Origin of the sequence: Phenylobacterium sp. (genome assembly GCF_965229015.1) — a bacterium.
Taxonomy (GTDB): Bacteria; Pseudomonadota; Alphaproteobacteria; order Caulobacterales; family Caulobacteraceae; genus Phenylobacterium.
Genome location: NZ_CBDDIM010000002.1, coordinates 1,041,603 through 1,058,867 on the forward strand (window position 1 = coordinate 1,041,603; position 17,265 = coordinate 1,058,867).

General features: G+C 69.6%; 19 protein-coding genes and 1 riboswitch. Of the genes, 11 read left to right on the plus strand and 8 right to left on the minus strand.

The window, feature by feature from the left end; translation table 11 throughout:
* The first annotated feature begins 6 nt into the window (after positions 1 to 6).
* The gene (locus ACO06I_RS21275; protein ID WP_421934617.1) at positions 7 to 981 is read left to right on the plus strand and encodes an NAD(P)H-dependent flavin oxidoreductase; all 975 of its coding nucleotides are present in this window, start codon (positions 7 to 9) and stop codon (positions 979 to 981) included.
* 135 nt (positions 982 to 1,116) lie between these two features.
* Here ACO06I_RS21275 and wrbA read toward each other — a convergent pair whose 3' ends face one another.
* Together wrbA and ACO06I_RS21285 are read right to left on the minus strand one after the other, a co-directional pair.
* The gene (wrbA, locus tag ACO06I_RS21280; protein WP_421934618.1) at positions 1,117 to 1,716 is read right to left on the minus strand and encodes an NAD(P)H:quinone oxidoreductase; all 600 of its coding nucleotides are present in this window, start codon (positions 1,714 to 1,716) and stop codon (positions 1,117 to 1,119) included.
* Positions 1,717 to 1,781: 65 nt separating this feature from the next.
* Positions 1,782 to 2,480 (minus strand): pirin family protein, encoded by a 699-nt coding sequence (locus ACO06I_RS21285; RefSeq protein WP_421934619.1) that lies wholly within the window; start codon positions 2,478 to 2,480, stop codon positions 1,782 to 1,784.
* Between the two features lie 122 nt (positions 2,481 to 2,602).
* Between ACO06I_RS21285 and ACO06I_RS21290 the strand changes: the two genes are divergently transcribed.
* Entirely contained in the window at positions 2,603 to 3,535 is a 933-nt protein-coding gene (locus ACO06I_RS21290; protein WP_421934620.1) for a LysR family transcriptional regulator, read from the plus strand.
* Between the two features lie 9 nt (positions 3,536 to 3,544).
* Here the strand turns inward: ACO06I_RS21290 and ACO06I_RS21295 are convergent, their stop codons facing one another.
* Complete coding sequence (locus ACO06I_RS21295) at positions 3,545 to 4,024, minus strand: hypothetical protein (protein WP_421934621.1); 480 nt, start codon at positions 4,022 to 4,024, stop codon at positions 3,545 to 3,547.
* A 128-nt stretch (positions 4,025 to 4,152) separates the two neighbouring features.
* Between ACO06I_RS21295 and ACO06I_RS21300 the strand changes: the two genes are divergently transcribed.
* The 3 genes from ACO06I_RS21300 to ACO06I_RS21310 are packed head-to-tail and all read left to right on the plus strand — an operon-like array spanning position 4,153 to position 6,067.
* On the plus strand, positions 4,153 to 4,593 hold the full coding sequence (locus tag ACO06I_RS21300; protein WP_421934622.1) for a TIGR02301 family protein: 441 nt from the start codon (positions 4,153 to 4,155) through the stop codon (positions 4,591 to 4,593).
* A 30-nt stretch (positions 4,594 to 4,623) separates the two neighbouring features.
* Positions 4,624 to 5,601, plus strand: coding sequence for an SPFH domain-containing protein (locus ACO06I_RS21305; RefSeq protein ID WP_421934623.1), 978 nt, complete (start codon positions 4,624 to 4,626; stop codon positions 5,599 to 5,601).
* A gap of 4 nt (positions 5,602 to 5,605) precedes the next feature.
* Positions 5,606 to 6,067, plus strand: a complete 462-nt coding sequence (locus ACO06I_RS21310) for an NfeD family protein (RefSeq protein WP_421934624.1) — start codon at positions 5,606 to 5,608, stop codon at positions 6,065 to 6,067.
* Here ACO06I_RS21310 and ACO06I_RS21315 read toward each other — a convergent pair.
* The 5 genes from ACO06I_RS21315 to ispH all read right to left on the minus strand — a co-directional run bounded on the left by ACO06I_RS21315 (position 6,030) and on the right by ispH (position 9,789).
* On the minus strand, positions 6,030 to 6,527 hold the full coding sequence (locus tag ACO06I_RS21315) for a MarR family winged helix-turn-helix transcriptional regulator (protein WP_421934625.1): 498 nt from the start codon (positions 6,525 to 6,527) through the stop codon (positions 6,030 to 6,032). The genes ACO06I_RS21310 and ACO06I_RS21315 overlap by 38 nt on opposite strands.
* 77 nt (positions 6,528 to 6,604) lie before the next feature.
* On the minus strand, positions 6,605 to 7,057 hold the full coding sequence (gene rnhA / locus ACO06I_RS21320) for a ribonuclease HI (protein ID WP_421934626.1): 453 nt from the start codon (positions 7,055 to 7,057) through the stop codon (positions 6,605 to 6,607).
* Positions 7,054 to 8,019 (minus strand): homoserine kinase, encoded by a 966-nt coding sequence (gene thrB / locus ACO06I_RS21325; protein ID WP_421934627.1) that lies wholly within the window; start codon positions 8,017 to 8,019, stop codon positions 7,054 to 7,056. Before thrB ends, rnhA begins: the two co-directional genes overlap by 4 nt.
* A 34-nt stretch (positions 8,020 to 8,053) precedes the next feature.
* A complete protein-coding gene (locus ACO06I_RS21330; protein ID WP_421934628.1) occupies positions 8,054 to 8,827 on the minus strand; it encodes a class I SAM-dependent methyltransferase in 774 nt (257 codons plus the stop codon).
* On the minus strand, positions 8,827 to 9,789 hold the full coding sequence (gene ispH / locus ACO06I_RS21335; protein WP_421934629.1) for a 4-hydroxy-3-methylbut-2-enyl diphosphate reductase: 963 nt from the start codon (positions 9,787 to 9,789) through the stop codon (positions 8,827 to 8,829). Before ispH ends, ACO06I_RS21330 begins: the two co-directional genes overlap by 1 nt.
* A 124-nt stretch (positions 9,790 to 9,913) precedes the next feature.
* Between ispH and ACO06I_RS21340 the strand changes: the two genes are divergently transcribed.
* The 6 genes from ACO06I_RS21340 (at position 9,914) to gcvPB (ending at position 17,225) form a co-directional block, all read left to right on the plus strand.
* Positions 9,914 to 10,606 carry a Tat pathway signal sequence domain protein gene (locus tag ACO06I_RS21340; RefSeq protein WP_421934630.1) on the plus strand — a complete coding sequence of 231 codons (693 nt, stop codon included), beginning with the start codon at positions 9,914 to 9,916 and terminating at the stop codon, positions 10,604 to 10,606.
* Positions 10,603 to 12,441, plus strand: coding sequence for an arginine--tRNA ligase (locus ACO06I_RS21345; protein ID WP_421934631.1), 1,839 nt, complete (start codon positions 10,603 to 10,605; stop codon positions 12,439 to 12,441). Before ACO06I_RS21340 ends, ACO06I_RS21345 begins: the two co-directional genes overlap by 4 nt.
* A 106-nt stretch (positions 12,442 to 12,547) precedes the next feature.
* Positions 12,548 to 12,638, plus strand: a riboswitch (glycine riboswitch).
* Positions 12,639 to 12,800: 162 nt separating this feature from the next.
* Positions 12,801 to 13,913, plus strand: coding sequence for a glycine cleavage system aminomethyltransferase GcvT (gene gcvT / locus ACO06I_RS21350; RefSeq protein ID WP_421934632.1), 1,113 nt, complete (start codon positions 12,801 to 12,803; stop codon positions 13,911 to 13,913).
* Between the two features lie 13 nt (positions 13,914 to 13,926).
* Complete coding sequence (gcvH, locus tag ACO06I_RS21355; protein ID WP_421934633.1) at positions 13,927 to 14,292, plus strand: glycine cleavage system protein GcvH; 366 nt, start codon at positions 13,927 to 13,929, stop codon at positions 14,290 to 14,292.
* A gap of 6 nt (positions 14,293 to 14,298) precedes the next feature.
* Complete coding sequence (gene gcvPA, locus ACO06I_RS21360) at positions 14,299 to 15,645, plus strand: aminomethyl-transferring glycine dehydrogenase subunit GcvPA (RefSeq protein WP_421934634.1); 1,347 nt, start codon at positions 14,299 to 14,301, stop codon at positions 15,643 to 15,645.
* Entirely contained in the window at positions 15,642 to 17,225 is a 1,584-nt protein-coding gene (gcvPB, locus tag ACO06I_RS21365) for an aminomethyl-transferring glycine dehydrogenase subunit GcvPB (RefSeq protein WP_421934635.1), read from the plus strand. The genes gcvPA and gcvPB overlap by 4 nt, the downstream gene beginning before the upstream one ends.
* The last annotated feature ends 40 nt before the right edge of the window (positions 17,226 to 17,265 follow it).

Sequence of the window (17,265 nt, forward strand, 5' to 3'; positions counted from 1 at the left end):
AACGCCATGACCCTGCACACCCCGCTTTGCGACCTCTTGGGGGTCAAGCATCCGATCATGCTGGCCGGCATGGGGGGCGTCTCCTATGCCGAGCTGGTGGCCGCGGTCTCCAACGCCGGGGGCTATGGCGTGCTGGGCATGGCCGGGCGCACGCCCGACTTCATCCGCGACGAGATGCGCAAGGTCAAAAGCCTCACCGACAAGCCCTTCGGCGTCGACCTGCTGGCGGCCAGCCCCGAGAGCCTGACGGCTTCGGTGGAGATCATCATCGAGGAGGGCGCCTCCAGCTTCGTGGCGGGTCTCGGCGTGCCCATGCCGATCATGGAGAAGCTGAAGAAGGCGGGCCTAAAGGTCATGGTGGTCTGCGGGGCGGTGAAGCACGCGGTGAAGGCCGAGCAGGCCGGCTGCGACGCGGTCATCTGCCAGGGCGGCGAGGGCGGCGGCCATACCGGCCTGGTGGGCACCATGCCCCTGGTGGCCCAGGCGGTGGAGGCCGTGAAGATTCCGGTGGTGGCGGCCGGCGGCCTCTATGACGGGCGCGGTCTTGCCGCGGCCCTGACCCTGGGCGCCGTCGGCGTCTGGATGGGCACCCGCTTCATCGCCAGCAAGGAAGCCCATGCCGGCGAACTCTATCGCCAGACCATCGTCGAGGCGGCCGACGAGGATACCGTCCGTACACGGTCCTATTCCGGCAAGCCGATGCGGGTGCGCAAGAACCCCTATGTGGAGGACTGGGAGACCCGTCCCCAGGACATCCAGCCCTTCCCCATGCAGGCGATGATCTCCAGCCAGGCCGGGGTCATGGGCGGCATCGGGGGCCAGATCGAGGGCCTCGACCCCGACAAGTCCTGCTTCGCCATGGGCCAGTCGGCGGGCGGCATCCACGAGGTGCTGCCGGCCGCCCAGATCGTGGCCAACCTGGTCTCGGAGGCGGAAGCCGCCCTGGCCCGGGCGAGCAAGCTGGTGAAGGTGACGGCCTAGTCTTCTCATCAGAACGATCAGGGTGGAGGCGCGGTGTGTGCGGCGCCTCCACCCCTCGTGCGCCACCGAGCTGGGGGTCAGCCTCGGCGGCTTGGCCGTCGTCCTCCGGGGAGGTCGGAACGACGGCGTCTCGCGTCAGGCCGCCAGCTTGGCGGCGGTCTGCGCGATCTTGCGGCCCTGGTAGCGGGCGCCTTCCAGTTCATTCTCTGAGGGCTGGCGCGAGCCGTCGCCGCCGGCGATGGTCGACGCGCCATAGGGGCTGCCGCCGGTGACTTCGGTCAGGGTCATCTGGCCGGCGAAGCCGTAGTCCAGGCCCACCACGACCATGCCGAAGTGCAGCAGGTTGGTGATCACCGAGAACAGGGTCATTTCCTGGCCGCCGTGCTGGGTGGCCGTGGAGGTGAAGGCGCCCCCCACCTTGCCGTTCAGGGCGCCCTTGGCCCACAGGCCGCCGGCCTGGTCGAGGAAGGCCGCCATCTGCGAGTTCATGCGACCAAACCGCGTGCCGACGCCCACGATGATGGCGTCGTAGTCGGCCAGGTCCTCGATCCTGGCGATCGGGGCCTCCTGGTCGAGCTTGAAGTGGGCCGCCTTGGCGATCTCCTCGGGCACGGTCTCGGGGACACGCTTGATGTCCACCGTGGCGCCGGTGGCGCGGGCGCCTTCGGCCACGGCCTTGGCCATGGTTTCGATGTGCCCGTAGGCGGAGTGATAGAGGACGAGGACCTTGGTCATGGAGGGCTTTCGATCGGGGAGGGGACGGCCGCCCCGGCTTTCACCGGGGCGGGAAGGAGAGAGAATTAGGCGGCGTCGACGAGGACGAGTTCGGCGTCTTCCAGGGCGGTGACCCGCACCGTGGCTTCATCGCGGATGGCCGCGCCGTCGCGGGCCTTCAGGGTCACGCCGTTGACCTCCACCGAGCCGGTGGCGGGCACCAGATAGCCGAAGCGGTCGGCGCCCAGCTGGTATTCGGCGGTCTCGCCGGCCTTCAGGGTGGCGGCCACGACCCGGCCATTGGTGCGGATCGGCAGGACGTCGGTGTCGCCCTCCACGCCGCTGGCCAGGGTCACGAACTTCCCGGCGCGGTCACCCTTGGGGAAGGGCTTGGCGCCCCAGCTCGGCTCGCCGCCCGTCTTGTTGGGCTGGATCCAGATCTGGAACAGGGTGGTGGGCTCGCTCTCCAGATTGAACTCGGCGTGGCGGATGCCAGACCCCGCGCTCATCACCTGGACGTCGCCGGCCTCGGTGCGGCCGGTGTTGCCCAGGCTGTCCTGATGGGTGATGGCGCCGGTGCGGACATAGGTGATGATCTCCATGTTCGCGTGGGGGTGCGGCGGGAAGCCGGAATTGGGCTCGATGCGGTCATCATTCCAGACGCGAAGAGGCCCCCAGCCCATGCGCTTGGGGTCGTAGTATTCGGCGAAGGAGAAGTGATGCTTGGCGTCGAGCCAGCCGTGGTTGGCGCCGCCGAGGGAGTCAAAGGATCTGCGTTCGATCATCTCGTGGTCTCCTGATCTTGAGGGACGCGCGGCAGGCCGTCGCGTCGCTGTTGAGATCAAGGTAGCCATCCCCGCGCAATCCGAAATAGAAACGATGGAAACAGATCGTTTCGGAAATCGTCATGCCACGTCTTCCCGACTTCGAGGCCTGGGCCATCTTCGCCAAGGTGGCCGAGACCGGCGCCTTCGCCCGCGCCGCCGCCGAGCTGGAGCTCTCCAAGGCCACCGTCTCCAAGGCCGTGGCGCGGCTGGAGAGCCGGCTGGGGACCACCCTCTTCCATCGGACATCCCGCAAGCTGTCGCTCACCGAGAGCGGGCGGACGGCCCTGGAGCGGGCGCAGCGCCTTCTGGCCGAGGGGGAGGCGGTGGAGGCCGAGGCCGCCGCCCAGTCGGCGACGCCGCAAGGCCTGGTTCGCCTGGCCGCGCCGATGTCCTTCGGGGTGCGGCACGTGGCGCCCCTGATCCCGGAGTTCCTGAAGCTCTACCCGGATGTCTCCATCGACCTCAGCCTCAGCGACCAGAAGGTGGACCTGGTGGGGGAGGGGTTCGATCTGGGCCTGCGGATCGGCGCCCTGCCCGACTCCTCTCTGCTGGCGCGCCGGCTCTGCGCGGTGCGGATCGTGTTGGTGGCCTCGCCCGCCTACCTCCAGGCCCACGGGCGGCCCACCCATCCCCGCGACCTGATGCTGCACAGGGCTCTGACCTACGCCTATGTCCTGACCCCGGAGGTCTGGCGGTTCACGCACCCCACCCAGGGTGAGCAGGCGGTGAGCGTGAGCGGGCCGCTGAAGGTCAACAATTCCGACGCCCTGGGACCGGCCCTGCGCGAAGGCCTGGGCCTGGCCCTGCAGCCGGAGTTCCTGATCTGGCAGGAGCTCACCGACGGGACCCTGGAGTCGGTGATGTGCGACTGGCGCACCCCGCCCATCGCCCTGCACCTGGTCTCGCCGCCGGGCCGCCTGCGGCCGGCGCGGGTCCGGGTGCTGTACGATTTCCTGGCGCAACGCCTGGCGACGGCGCCCTGGGCGGTGGCGGAGGAGCCGGAGAAGCCTTAGCCCTGCCGCCTATTCGGCGCCCTTGGTGAACTCCGCGAAGGATCCCAGGCAGCCCTGCCAGACGCCGATGTGCTGCTTCACCTCGTCTGCGGTCATCCGCAGGTTGACCAGGGTGGCGTAGGCGACGTTGGGCTTGCCGTCGTCGGCGATGAAGCCGCGGCAGGCCACCTGGCCCTTGTTGAAGCTGTTCATCTCCGCGACGCTCACCCCCTTGGCCGAGAAGGCGGTGGTGAAAATCAGGGCGTGGCAGGCCTTGCCCTTGGCGTCGCAGTCCACGTACTGGGCGCCGAAATCCCCGCCGGGGGTCTCCACATTGACGAAGACCTCGGTCCCCGCCGTCTTGGCGATCTCCGCCTTGGCGTTCATCGATTTCAGCAGGGTGACCAGGGCGGCGGGATCGCGCACGTCGAACAGCGGCTTGGCCGGGGTGGCGGCCTGGGCGGCGACCGCCAGGGCGGCGAGGGCGATGGCGATGGGAACGGTGCGCATGGGTCTTCCTTGGGCGATGCGAAGCGTGGGCATAGCGCAATTCCCCGCATCCGGCGGCAGGAGAATGGCGCTCGCCCGCCGCGCGCGCCGGGATGACAAGCGCGCGCCGCCTCTTCTAGAGTAGCGCCATGCGCCGTCTGATGCTTCCGTTCGCGCTCGCCGCCCTGGCCTTCCCGGCCCTCGCCCAGGACCGTAGCCCGGCCCTGCGCCAGAACCTGGTGGACCTCGCCTATGTGCTGGGGGAGAGCCACGCCCTGCGCCAGGCCTGCGCCGGGATCGAGGACCAGTATTGGCGCACCCGCATGATCAACATGGTGGCCGCCGAGAAGCCTGACGAGGCCCTGGATCGTCGCCTGAAGGAAAGCTTCAACACCGGCTTCGCCTCCCGCCAGAGCGAGTTCCAGGCCTGCACCCCGGCCAGCCGCCGGGCGGAGATGGCCGCCGCCAACCACGGCCAGGACATCTCCAATCGCCTGGCCAAGGTGATGATCAAGACCGAGCGTGAGGCGCCGCCCACCATCTTCGAATTGAACGCGGCGGGCGAGACGACGGCCCCCTCGGCACGCTAAGGTCGTCTCCGGACACTCGGAGACGTTGTCATGGCTGCTGCGACAATCGCGTCGATCGCCTTCCTGATCCTGGCCCTGGTGATCGTGCTGGGGGCCATCAAGATCGTGCCCCAGGGCCGCGAGTACACCGTCGAGCGGTTCGGCCGCTACACCCGCACCCTCAAGCCCGGCATCTCCTTCCTGACCCCCTTCGTCGAAGGCGTGGGCCGGCGCATCAACATGATGGAGCAGGTGCTGGACGTGCCGCGCCAGGACGTGATCACCAAGGACAACGTCTCGGTGCAGGTGGACGCCATCGTCTTCATCCAGGTGATGGACGCCGCGGCGGCGGCCTATCGCGTGACCAATCTCGACTACGCCATCACCCAGCTGACCATGACCAACCTGCGCACGGTGGTGGGCAACATGGAGCTGGACGAGGTGCTGAGCCAGCGCGACCAGATCAACACCCGCCTGCTGGACGTCATCGACCAGGCCACTAGCCCCTGGGGGGTGAAGGTGGCCCGCATCGAGATCAAGGACCTGCAGCCGCCGCCGGACATCACCAACGCCATGGCCAGGCAGATGAAGGCCGAGCGGGAGCGCCGGGCGGTGATCACCGAGGCGGACGGGGAGAAGCAGGCGGCGATCACCGTGGCCGAGGGCGCCAAGCAGTCGGCCATCCTGCAGGCCGAGGGCCGCCGTGAGGCCGCCTTCCGCGACGCCGAGGCCCGCGAGCGGGCGGCCGGCGCCGAGGCCACCGCCACCAAGCTGGTCTCCGACGCCATCGCCAGTGGCGACGTCAACGCCATCAACTACTTCGTGGCCCTGAAATACGTCGAGGCCTTCGCCAAGCTGGCCGAGAGCCCGCAGCAGAAGACGGTCATCGTGCCGGCCGACATGAGCTCCATCGTCGGCTCCATCGCCGGGATCGGCGAGCTGGTGAAGACCATCCAGTCCGACCGTCCGCCGCCGCCGCGACCGCCCTCGCCGCCGCGCGCGACGGCGGTCCCCAAGGCGGGGAGCTGACCCGGTGGAGGGCCTGATCCAGCTGGTGGTCGCCAATCCGTTCTGGGTGTGGGCGGCGATCGGGGCCCTGGTGCTGGCGGCCGAGGTGGCCACCGGCTCGGGCTGGCTGCTGTGGCCGGCGGCGAGCGCGGCGGCGACCGCCGTGGCCGTGGCGCTGTTTGGCCTGCCCTGGGTGGGGGCCGTGGGTCTCTATGCGGGCCTGACCATCGTCACCACCCTGCTGGCGCGCCGGTTCTGGCCGGCGCGCCAGGCCGGCGAGGCCGACGACATCAACGACAATGTGGCCCGGCTGGTGGGCCACCACGGCAAGGCGATCGCCAACTTTCACGACCGCGCGGGCCGGGTGTTCATCGATGGCAAGGAGTGGGCCGCCGACCTCGACGACGACCAGCCCCTGGTTCGCGGCGCGGCGGTCGAGGTGACCGGCGTCAGCGGAGCGCGGCTGCGGGTGCGCCCGGCTCGCTGATCTCCGAGAGGAAGACCCGCAGGGCCTTGAGGAAGGGCGTCACGGCGCGGAACTCGTTGTCGGTGAACCCGTCCCGCAGGGCTTCGGTCTTGGCCTTCATGTCCTTCATGACGGCCTGGGACGCCTCGATCCCGGCGCGGGTGATCTTCACGCGCTTCTTGCGGCGGTCGGCGGTGTCGGCCAGCACGGCCACCCAACCCATCTGGGACATCTTCTGCAGGATGTTGGTCACAGCGCCCTTGGTCATCAGCAGGATGCGGGCGAGTTCGGCCGGCGTCTGGCCGTCGCCATGGCGCATGAACCACTGCAGCAGTTCGAAATGGGCGTGCGTCATGCCCGGAGGCAGGTGCTTGGTCACCGACATGCGCAGGTAGTGCTCGATGGCCCCGATCTCGTGGAACACCTCGACAAAGGGGTGAGCCTGGACGGCGGGCGCGTTGCGAAGGGCTGGCGTCGTCATGCGCGCCTCCATATCGTTCAATCGTGAACGATATGGGTCTCGGGCGGCTGGGCCGCAAGGGCCGCACGCAAATTCATCTAACGGCGGTTTGCCATCAAGGCTTCCTTCAGGCCGCGCCCGGCCAGGGCGTCGGCGTGCTCGTTCAGCTCGTGGCCGGCGTGGCCCTTGACCCAGCGCCAGTCGACCTTGTGCCGCTCGCGGGCGGTGTCGAGCCGGCGCCAGAGGTCCTCGTTCTTCACCGGCTTCTTGTCGGCGGTCTTCCAGCCCCGCTTCTTCCAGCCGTGGATCCACTCCGAGATGCCCTTCATCACGTAGGTGGAGTCGGTGTGGAGCTCGACCTCGCAGGGCTTGTTGAGCGCCTCCAGGGCCTGGATGGCGGCCATCAGCTCCATCCGGTTGTTGGTGGTGTCGGGTTCGCCGCCGCAGATGTCGCGGCGGTGGCCGCCGGAGATCAGCAGGGCGCCCCAGCCCCCCGGTCCCGGATTCCCCGAGCAGGCGCCGTCGGTATAGATCACCACCTTGGGGGTCACGCGGGGTCCCCGAACAGCACCAGGTCGGGCGCCTCGCGGTGGACGGCCAGTTTGCGCTCGTATTCGAGGGGGTCCTTGGGGCGAACTAGCGCGCCGGCCGGGGTCGCGCCCCAGGCCTCCAGCCGGGTCAGGAAGAACCGCATGGCCGCGCCGTGGGCCAGGACCGGCAGGGCGGCGCGCTCGGCGTCGCTCAGGGGGCGGTGGCGCTCGTAGCCGGCCACCAGGGCCCGGGCGCTGGTGATGTTGAAGCTGCCGTCAGCCTCGAAGCACCAGGCGTTCAGGGCCACGGCGATGTCGTAGGCGAGCGCGTCGACACAGGCGAAATAGAAGTCGATGGCTCCGGCGAACTTGCCGGCGTTGAAGAAGACGTTGTCGGGGAAGTAGTCGGCGTGGACGATACCGGCGGGCAGGCCCACCGGCCAGGCCTTGGCCAGGCGGTCGAGGTCGGCGCCGATGGTGGCGGCCAGGCCCGGTTTCAGGTCCTCGGCGGCCCCGCGCAGGGTGGCGAACAGGGGCGCCCAGGCCTCCTGGCCCAGGTCGTTGGCCCGCGTCCCCGGGAAACCCTGGGCGGCCAGGTGCAGGCGGGCCAGGCCCTCTCCGGCCTCCCGGCAGTGGGCCGCAGTGGGGCGACGCACCGACAGGCCAGGCAGGAACTCGACGATGGCCGCCGGCTTGCCCCGCACCCGCTTGATGGTCTGGCCGGCGCGATCGGCCATGGGGGCGGCGCAAGGATAGTCGTGCCGGGCCAGCCAGCGCATGAGGTCGAGGAAGAAGGGCAGCTCCTCCTCCCGCATCCGCTTCTCGTAGACCGTCAGGAAGTAGCGCCCGACCGTGGTCTCCAGCAGGAAGTTGGAATTCTCGACCCCCTCGGCGATGCCCTTGAACGCCACCGGCGTCCCGAGGTCGTAGTCGGCGAGCAGGAGGGCGAGCTCCTCGTCGGTGATGTCGGTGTAAACGGCCATGCTGGCGCCGGGATGGGGGAGGCCGGCCCGGGCGTCAAGCCTTGGAGACCACCCAGAGGTCCTGGCCGCCGTCATAGTCGCTCGGCGGCGCCCAGTTCCCCCGATGGAAGGAGACCACCTCCAGGCCGGCCGCGCCGATGGCCTGGGTGAGGGCCGCCGCGTCGTGCGCGATGGCGCGCTCCGGGCTGCGCGGATCCACCACGCTCGAGGTGGCGTCATAGGGCTGGAAGTCGAACTGCGCAGCCTCAGCGGGCCGCGGCGAGAAGGCGGTGAAGGCGAAGCGGCCGCCCGGCTTCAGCACCCTGCGGGCCTCCTCCAGATAGTGTCGCACCGGACCGAACCGCATATGGGTAAAGACCGACATGGCGAAGGCCACATCAATGGCCCCGTCGGCCGCCGGAAACACCACCGCGTCCTCGGCCAGGGTCCCGGACCGATTGTAGTCGCCGTTCCAGATGTCGAGGTGGACGAAGTTCAGTTGCGGATATCGCCGCCGGCACATGCCGATGGCGGCCTTGGAGAGATCGAACCCGGTGTAGGGATGGTCGGTCAGGTGGGCGGCCATCCGGCCAGTGCCGCAGCCGATGTCCAGCAGGGCGTCGCCGGGGCGCAGGCCGCCATAGGTCCGCAGCCAGCCCACGGCCTGCAGGCCGATCGCGTGGTGGTCGCCATTGCCGACATTGTGGATCACGCTCCACGGATCGCCCGGCCGTCGCGTCGGCAGGCTCTTGATGTCGAGCCACAGGCCCGAGAGCGCGCGGCGCAGGGGCGGCGGGGCGTAGCTGGCGAGGGCGCGGATCGTGGACATCAGCCCTCCACCAGCACCCGGGGCAGCTTGAAGCTGACGGTCTCGCGGGCGGCGTCGACCTCCTCCACGGTGACCTCGAAGGTCTCGCCGAGCCGGTCGATCAGGCCCTGGACCAGGACCTCGGGGGCCGAGGCGCCGGCGGTGACGCCGACGGTGGACGCGCCCTCCAGCCAGGCGAGGTCCAGGAAGGAGGCGTCGTCGATCAGGTGGGCCTGGGCCACCCCCTCGCGCTTGGCCACCTCCACCAGGCGCACCGAGTTGGAGGAATTGGCCGAGCCCAGGACCAGCAGGACGTCGCTGCGGGCGGCCACGCTTTTTACCGCCTCCTGGCGGTTGGTGGTGGCGTAGCAGATGTCTTCCTTGTGCGGCGCGGCGATCTCCGGGAACCGCTCGCGCAGGGCCGCGACGATGGCGGCGGTGTCGTCCACCGACAGGGTCGTCTGGGTGGCGAAAGCCACGTTGCTCGTATCCTTCGGGGTGAAGGCGCGCGCGTCCTCCACGGTCTCGATCAGGGTCACCGCGCCCTCGGGCAGCTGGCCCATGGTGCCCACGACCTCCGGGTGGCCGGCGTGGCCGATCAGCACGATCTCCATCCCGGCGTCATAGTGGCGCTGGGCCTCGACATGGACCTTGGAGACCAGGGGGCAGGTGGCGTCGAGATAGAGCATCTGGCGCGCCTTGGCGTCGGCGGGCACCGACTTGGGCACGCCGTGGGCGGAGAACACCACCGGCCGGTCGACCGGGCACTCGTCCAGTTCCTCGACGAAGATGGCGCCGAGCGCCTTCAGCCGGTCCACCACGTGGCGGTTGTGGACGATCTCGTGGCGCACATAGACCGGCGCGCCGTACTTCTGGATCGTGCGCTCGACGATCTGGATGGCGCGGTCGACCCCGGCGCAGAAGCCGCGCGGGGTGGCGAGCAGGACCGTCAGCGGGGGGCGGGGGCGGGCAGGTTCGGACATGACCCCAAACTAGGCGTCCGAGGCTTCCGCCGCCAGCCGCGTTGCGGCCTCAATCGATAGTCAGTAGTAGAGGTCCGACCGTGCGGACCCCCGCGCGACAACTCTCTCTGTTCTGGACGACCCCATGCGCCGTTCCCTTCTGCTGGCCGCCTGCGCGTTCCTCGCGGCCGCGACCACCCTTCCCGACCTCGCCATGGCGCAGGCCCGCCGCGGCGGCGACCAGCAGCGTCAGGAGCAGGAGGCGGCCAAGAAGAAGAAGCAGAAGGAAGAATGGAACGACGTCCAGGCGCCGCTACAGGCCCTGCGCAACGCCGGACCGTGCCCCTTCGTGAAGGTGCTCTACGACGCCGGCCGCTACATCGAGTTCAAGGACAACAAGGAAGCCTCGGCCAATGTCGGCTATTCCGGCGAGATCCAGGGGATCTCGGCGGGCTGCCAGTACAAGGAGTCCGATCCCATCCAGGTGCAGATGGAAGTGCTGTTCGAGCTGGGCCGCGGCCCGCAGGCCCAGGGCTCCTCCAAGACCTATCGCTACTGGGTGGCGGTGACCAAGCGCAACGAGGCGGTGATCGCCAAGCAATACTTCGACCTGCCGGTGACCTTCGCCCCGGGCCAGGACCGGGTCTATGTCACCGAGAAGATGGCCCAGATCGTCATTCCGCGCGCCAAGGACACCACCAGCGGCGCCAATTTCGAGGTGCTCGTGGGCTTCGACGTCACGCCGCAGATGGCGGCCTTCAATCGTGACGGCAAACGCTTCCGGGTGAACGCGGGCACGGGCGCCGTGGCCGCGACGGGGACTCCCGACCGTCAATGAGTGATCTGAAACGGGGCCTGAGCGAAGCGGTCGCCGCCGCCTTCGCCGCCGCGGGTCTGCCGGCCGAGCTGGGCCGTGTGACCCCGTCCGACCGGCCCGACCTGGCGGACTTTCAATGCAACGGCGCTCTGGCGGCCGCCAAGAGCGCGCGCCGCGATCCCCGCGAGATCGCCGCCGGCGTCACCGCCATGCTGGCTGCCGATCCGCGCCTGTCGGTGGTGGAGATCGCCGGCCTGGGCTTCATCAACATGCGGGTCTCCGACGCCGCCCTGTCGGCGCGCGCCAACGAGATCGCCGGCGATCCGCGCCTGGGGGCGGGCTCGGTCGCGACCTCGCGCCGGATCCTGGTGGACTATGCCGGGCCCAACGTCGCCAAGCCGATGCATGTGGGCCACCTGCGGTCGTCCATCATCGGCGAGGCCATCAAGCGGATCTTCCGGTTCCGGGGCGACATGGTGGTGGGCGACGCCCACTTCGGCGACTGGGGCTACCAGATGGGCCTCATCATCGGCGCCGTCATGGACGAGGACCCCTTCATCAAGGCCCTGGTGGAGCAGCTCAACGGCCGCGGCCGGCCGGTGACGCCGGAGGAGGAGAAGACCGCCTTCGCCGCCCTGCAGGACCGGGTGAGCCTGGAAGACCTGGACCGCCTCTATCCGGCCGCCGCCGCCAAGGGCAAGGCCGACCCCGAGTACCGCGACCGGGCCCGCCGGCTGACGGCTGAACTCCAGGCCAAGGTCCCCGGCTATCACCTGCTGTGGCGGCATTTCGCCCGGGTGACCAAGGTCGCCCTCGAGCGGGACTTCCATGCCCTGGGGGTCGATTTCGACCTCTGGAAGGGCGAGAGCGACGTCGACGACCTGATCGCCCCGATGATCAGGGAACTGGACGCCAAGGGCCTGCTGGTGGACGACCAGGGCGCGCGGATCATCCGCGTGGCCCGCGAGGGCGAGACCAAGAAGAAGAAGCTGCCCGACGGGACCGTGATCGTGGCGCCCAGCCCCGATCCTCTGCTGGTGGTGTCCTCCGAAGGCTCGGCCATGTACGGCACCACCGACCTCGCCACCGTGCTGGACCGCCAGCGCAGCTTCGACCCGGAGCATGTCCTCTACGTGGTCGACCAGCGCCAGGCCGACCATTTCGCCACCGTCTTCCGCGCGGCCTACCTGGCCGGCTATGCGGCCGAGGGCAGCCTGGAGCACATCGGCTTCGGCACCATGAACGGCCCCGATGGCAAGCCCTTCAAGACCCGCGAGGGCGGGGTGCTGAAGCTCAACGACCTGATCGAGATGACCCGCACCAAGGCGCGCGAGCGTCTGCGGGAGGCCGATCTGGGCGCCGAACTCGACCCCGACGCCTTCGACGACACCGCCCACAAGGTGGCCGTCGCGGCCCTGAAGTTCGCCGACCTGCAGAACTTCCGCGGCACTTCCTACGTCTTCGACCTCGACCGCTTCTCCAGCTTCGAGGGAAAGACCGGCCCCTACCTGCTGTACCAGGCGGTGCGGGTGAAATCCCTGCTGCGCAAGGCCGAGGGCGAGGGGGTCAAGACCGGCCCCATCACCGTCTCCGACCCGGCCGAGCGGGATCTGGTCCTGCTGCTGGACGCCTTCGACCAGGCCCTCAACGACGCCTACGACAAGCGCGCCCCGCACTTCGTGGCCGAGCACGCCTTCAAGCTGGCCCAGGCCTTCAGCCGCTTCTACGCCGCCTGCCCGATCCTTTCGGCCGAGCCGGTGCTGCGCGCGTCGCGCCTGGCCCTGGCCGACACCACCCTGCGCCAGCTGGAGCAGGCCCTGGACCTGCTGGGGATCGCCGCACCCGCGCGGATGTAGGGCAGGAAGCGGTCGTCGCCGGTCTTCTCCGTGCCAATCGGCACGCGGCCGTCCGTGGCGCCCGATCGCGCATTGACTCATGGCGGCCCTTCGAACAGGTTCCGCCTCGACTCTCGCGGGAGAGACCGGGCCTCGAGCCCGGAGCCGAAGGCGCAACCGCCCCGGAAACGCTCAGGCAAACGGACCGCGAAGGCTGATGAACGCTGGAAAGTAGCGGCCCCCGTTCGGGTCGCTCGCCGAAGGAGCAAGGATCTGGCCCGATGGGCGCGATCCGAAATCTCTCAGGCCCAAGGACAGCGGGGGCAGGGCGCAGGCGGATTTTCCGCGGGCGTCTGCAATCGTCAGCCGGAGTCTCATACGTGTCCGATGAAGCCCTGAAGACCACCCCGCTGGCCGCCGCGCACGTGGCCGCCGGCGCGCGCATGGTGCCCTTCGCGGGCTATTCCATGCCCGTCCAGTACAGGGACGGGGTGCTGAAGGAGCACCTCTGGACCCGCGAGCACGCCGGCCTGTTCGACGTCTCCCACATGGGCCAGGCCCGCCTGCGCGGCGTCTCGCCGCTCTCGGCCTTCGAGGAGATAACGCCAGGCGACTTCATCGGCCTGAAGCCGGGCAAGCAGCGCTATTCCGTCCTGCTCAACAAGACCGGCGGGGTGATCGACGACCTGATGGCCGCCCGCCCGGACGACGACGGCCTGTTCGTGGTGGTCAACGGCGCCTGCAAGGACAACGACTTCAAGGTCATCGACAACGAACTGGCCGGACAGGTCACCATCGAGCGGCTGGAGGATCGCGCCCTGCTGGCGATCCAGGGCCCGGAGGCCGCCGCCGTGGTCGGCCGCCACCTGCCCGCCGCCCTGCGCATGGTGTTCATGGACAGCCGCGCCATGCCCGGCTTCGGGACCAATATCCTGATCTCCCGCTCGGGCTACACCGGCGAGGACGGCTACGAGATCTCCGTGCCGGCCCATCTGGCGGAGACGATCTGGAACCTGCTGCTGGAGGACGAGCGCGTCCGCCCCATCGGCCTGGGGGCGCGGGACTCCCTGCGCCTGGAAGCGGGCCTGCCGCTCTATGGCCACGACGTGGACGAGACCGTCAGCCCCATCGAGGCCGACCTCGCCTTCGCCGTCTCGGTGAAGCGCCGCGAGGCCCGCGACTTCCCCGGCGCCGCCCGCATCGCCAAGGAGCTGACGCAGGGTCCGTCGCGCAAGCGCGTCGGCCTGCGCGTCCTGGAGGGCGCCCCGGCCCGTGAGGGCGCGGAGATCGCCGACGAGAGCGGCGCCGTTGTCGGCATTGTCACCTCCGGCGGCTTCTCGCCGAGCCTCGGCTATCCCATCGCCATGGGCTTCGTGCCGCCGGCCCTGTCGGCGCCCGGCACGTCGCTGAAAGTCATCGTCCGGGGCAAGCCGCAGGCCGCCCAGGTCGTGGCCATGCCCTTCGTTCCCAATCGCTATGTCCGCAAGGTCTGAGGAGATCACCCCGATGCGTTTCACCAAGGATCACGAATGGGTCGTCCTCGAGGGCGACGTGGCCACCGTCGGCATCACCGCCTACGCCGCCGAGCAACTGGGCGACGTGGTGTTCGTCGAGACCCCTGAGGTGGGCAAGACCGTCAAGGCCGGCGACGGCTTCGCGGTGGTGGAGAGCGTCAAGGCGGCCTCCGACGTTTACGCCCCCATCTCCGGCGAGGTGGTGGAGACCAACGCCGCCCTCGGCGACGCCCCCGACACCGTCAACGCCGTGCCGGAATCCGGCGGCTGGTTCGCCAAGCTGAAGGTCGCCGACAAGGGCGAGTTCGAGGCCCTGATGGACCGCACCGCCTACGAAGCCTATCTCGGGACCCTGTAAGCACCCATGCGTTACCTGCCCCTCACGCCGCTCGACCGGGCCGAGATGCTCGGCGTCATCGGCGCCGACACCATCGACGACCTGTTCGCCGACGTGCCCGCCGCCGCCCGCAAGGCCGACCTCTTCGACCTGCCGCTGCATGCCGGCGAGATGGAGGTGGAGCGCGAGCTCTCGGCCCTCGCGGCCAAGAACCGGCCGGCCGGGGCGGGACCCTTCTTCTGCGGCGCCGGTGCCTACAAGCACCATGTGCCGGCCACGGTGGACCACATCATCCAGCGGTCGGAGTTCCTGACCAGCTACACCCCCTACCAGCCGGAGATCGCCCAGGGGACCCTGCAGGTCCTGTTCGAGTTCCAGACCCAGGTCGCCGCCCTGACCGGCCTGGAGGTGGCCAACGCCTCGATGTACGACGGCTCCACCGCCTGCGCCGAGGCGGTGATGATGGCCCAGCGGGTCACCCGCCGGAAGAAGGCGGTGCTGTCGGGCGGCCTTCATCCGCACTACGCCGCCGTCACCCAGACCATCGCCCACGCCGAGGGCATGGACATCGCCCGCCAGGCCGTGGCCATCGATGCCGAGGCCGCCGTGCTCTCGGCCATCGACGCCGAGACCGCCTGCGTGGTGGTCCAGACCCCCAACGTCTTCGGGGTCGTCACCGACGTGACGAAGATCGCCGAAGCCGCTCACGCCGCCGGCGCCCTGCTGATCGTGGTGACCACCGAGGCCGTCTCCTACGGCCTGCTCAAGTCGCCCGGCGAGATGGGCGCGGACATCGCCGTCGGCGAGGGCCAGTCCATCGGGGTCGGCCTCAACTACGGGGGCCCCTATATCGGGCTCTTCGCCGCCCGGGAGAAGTTCGTCCGCCAAATGCCGGGCCGCCTCTGCGGCGAGACCGTGGACGCCGAGGGCGCCCGCGGCTTCGTCCTGACGCTTTCGACCCGCGAGCAGCATATCCGCCGCGAGAAGGCGACCTCGAACATTTGCACCAACTCGGGCCTCTGCGCGCTCGCCTTCACCATCCACATGACCCTGCTGGGGGAACGCGGCCTGCGCGAGCTGGCGGCGCTCAACCACAGCCGGGCCCGCGAGCTGCGCGACGCGCTCGCCGCCGTCCACGGGGTGGAGATCCTGTCGCCGCGGTTCTTCAACGAGTTCGCCATCCGGGTCCCGGGGAACGCGGCCCAGATGGTGGAGGACATGCTGGCCGACGGCGTGGTGGCCGGCGTGCCCTTCAGCCGCCTCGACCCGAAGGCGGGCCTGGACGACATCCTGCTGGTGGCCGCCACCGAGACCACCACCCGCGATGATATCGCCGCCTTCGCCAAGGCCCTGCACACGAGGACCGCCCGATGAGCATGTCCAATATCGGCCGCCCGACGCGGCCGCAGGCCGGCGTCTCCGCCGTCGCCCACACCTCGCTGACCGGGGCCCGCGGCCTGCTGCAGGACGAGGCCCTGATCTTCGAGATGGACGGCTGGGACAAGACCGGCGTCGATTTCGACGTGCCCGACCAGGACGCTTCTGACCTCGGCGACCTGGTGCGCGGCGCCCCCATCGGCCTGCCGGGCCTCTCCGAGCCGGAGGCCATGCGCCACTATGTGCGCCTGAGCCAGAAGAACCACGCCATCGACCTGGCCCTCTATCCGCTGGGCTCGTGCACCATGAAGCACAACCCCCGGCTCAACGAGAAGATGGCCCGCCTGGCCGGCTTCGCCGACCTGCATCCCATGGCGCCGCAGTCCACCGCCCAGGGCGCCCTGGAGCTGATGGATCGCCTGGCCCACTGGCTGAAGACCATGACCGGCATGCCGGCCGTGGCCCTGTCGCCCAAGGCGGGCGCGCACGGCGAGCTGTGCGGTCTGCTGACCATCAAGGCGGCCCATGAGGCCAAGGGCCAGGGCCATCGCCGCACCGTTCTGGTGCCCACCTCCGCCCATGGCACCAATCCCGCCACCGCGGCCTTCGTCGGCTATGACGTCACCGAGATCGCCCAGACCGCCGACGGCCGGGTCGACCTGTCCGACCTTGCGGCCAAGCTGTCCCCCGATGTCGCGGCCATCATGGTCACAAACCCCAATACCTGCGGGCTGTTCGAGCGCGACATCATCGAGATCGCCCGCCTGACCCACGCGGCCGGGGCCTACTTCTACTGCGACGGCGCCAACTTCAACGCCATCGTCGGCCGGGTGCGCCCGGGCGACCTGGGCGTCGACGCCATGCACATCAACCTGCACAAGACCTTCTCCACGCCCCACGGCGGCGGCGGGCCGGGTGCGGGTCCGGTGGTGCTGTCGGCCGCCCTGGCGCCCTTCGCCCCCGCCCCCTGGGTGGTGAGCGACGGTCAGGGCTTCAAGCTGGTGGAGGAGACCGAAGGGGAGGCCGCCCAGGCCTTCGGCCGCATGGTGGCCTTCCATGGCCAGATGGGGATGTTCGTCCGCGCCTACGCCTACATGCTCAGCCACGGGGCCGACGGCCTGCGGCAGGTGGCCGAGGACGCGGTGCTCAACGCCAACTACATCAAGGCCAAGCTTTCTGCGGTGATGACCCCGGCCTTCCCCGACGGGCCCTGCATGCACGAAGCCCTGTTCGACGACAGCTGGCTGGAAGGCACCGACGTCACCACTCTCGACTTCGCCAAGGCGATGATCGACGAGGGTTTCCACCCCATGACCATGTACTTCCCCCTGGTGGTGCACGGGGCGATGCTGATCGAGCCGACGGAGACCGAGAGCAAGCAGGAGCTGGACCGCTTCTGTCACGCTCTGATCCTGCTGGCCAAGGCCGCCAAGGCCGGCGACGTCGAGCGGTTCAAGGGCGCGCCCTATCTGGCGCCGCTGCGACGCCTGGATGAGACCCTGGCGGCCCGCAAGCCTCGGTTGACGTGGCGCCCAGAGCCCACAACTGTGGCGCCGGCGCCCATGGCGGCCGAATAGCTACAGTCTGGACGAAATTTAACCCGCCCGAACCTTTACG

Excerpts from the sequence above, each read along its gene's own strand:
- ACO06I_RS21305 (WP_421934623.1), top strand. The coding sequence starts at position 4,624 with ATGGCTGCTGCGACAATCGCGTCGATCGCCTTCCTGATCCTGGCCCTG.
- ACO06I_RS21330 (WP_421934628.1), bottom strand. The coding sequence starts at position 8,827 with ATGTCCACGATCCGCGCCCTCGCCAGCTACGCCCCGCCGCCCCTGCGC.
- ACO06I_RS21315 (WP_421934625.1), bottom strand. The coding sequence starts at position 6,527 with ATGACGACGCCAGCCCTTCGCAACGCGCCCGCCGTCCAGGCTCACCCC.
- ACO06I_RS21300 (WP_421934622.1), top strand. The coding sequence starts at position 4,153 with ATGCGCCGTCTGATGCTTCCGTTCGCGCTCGCCGCCCTGGCCTTCCCG.
- gcvH (WP_421934633.1), top strand. The coding sequence starts at position 13,927 with ATGCGTTTCACCAAGGATCACGAATGGGTCGTCCTCGAGGGCGACGTG.
- ACO06I_RS21290 (WP_421934620.1), top strand. The coding sequence starts at position 2,603 with ATGCCACGTCTTCCCGACTTCGAGGCCTGGGCCATCTTCGCCAAGGTG.
- gcvPA (WP_421934634.1), top strand. The coding sequence starts at position 14,299 with ATGCGTTACCTGCCCCTCACGCCGCTCGACCGGGCCGAGATGCTCGGC.
- wrbA (WP_421934618.1), bottom strand. The coding sequence starts at position 1,716 with ATGACCAAGGTCCTCGTCCTCTATCACTCCGCCTACGGGCACATCGAA.
- thrB (WP_421934627.1), bottom strand. The coding sequence starts at position 8,019 with ATGGCCGTTTACACCGACATCACCGACGAGGAGCTCGCCCTCCTGCTC.
- ACO06I_RS21295 (WP_421934621.1), bottom strand. The coding sequence starts at position 4,024 with ATGCGCACCGTTCCCATCGCCATCGCCCTCGCCGCCCTGGCGGTCGCC.
- ACO06I_RS21275 (WP_421934617.1), top strand. The coding sequence starts at position 7 with ATGACCCTGCACACCCCGCTTTGCGACCTCTTGGGGGTCAAGCATCCG.
- gcvPB (WP_421934635.1), top strand. The coding sequence starts at position 15,642 with ATGAGCATGTCCAATATCGGCCGCCCGACGCGGCCGCAGGCCGGCGTC.
- ACO06I_RS21285 (WP_421934619.1), bottom strand. The coding sequence starts at position 2,480 with ATGATCGAACGCAGATCCTTTGACTCCCTCGGCGGCGCCAACCACGGC.
- ACO06I_RS21340 (WP_421934630.1), top strand. The coding sequence starts at position 9,914 with ATGCGCCGTTCCCTTCTGCTGGCCGCCTGCGCGTTCCTCGCGGCCGCG.
- ispH (WP_421934629.1), bottom strand. The coding sequence starts at position 9,789 with ATGTCCGAACCTGCCCGCCCCCGCCCCCCGCTGACGGTCCTGCTCGCC.
- ACO06I_RS21345 (WP_421934631.1), top strand. The coding sequence starts at position 10,603 with ATGAGTGATCTGAAACGGGGCCTGAGCGAAGCGGTCGCCGCCGCCTTC.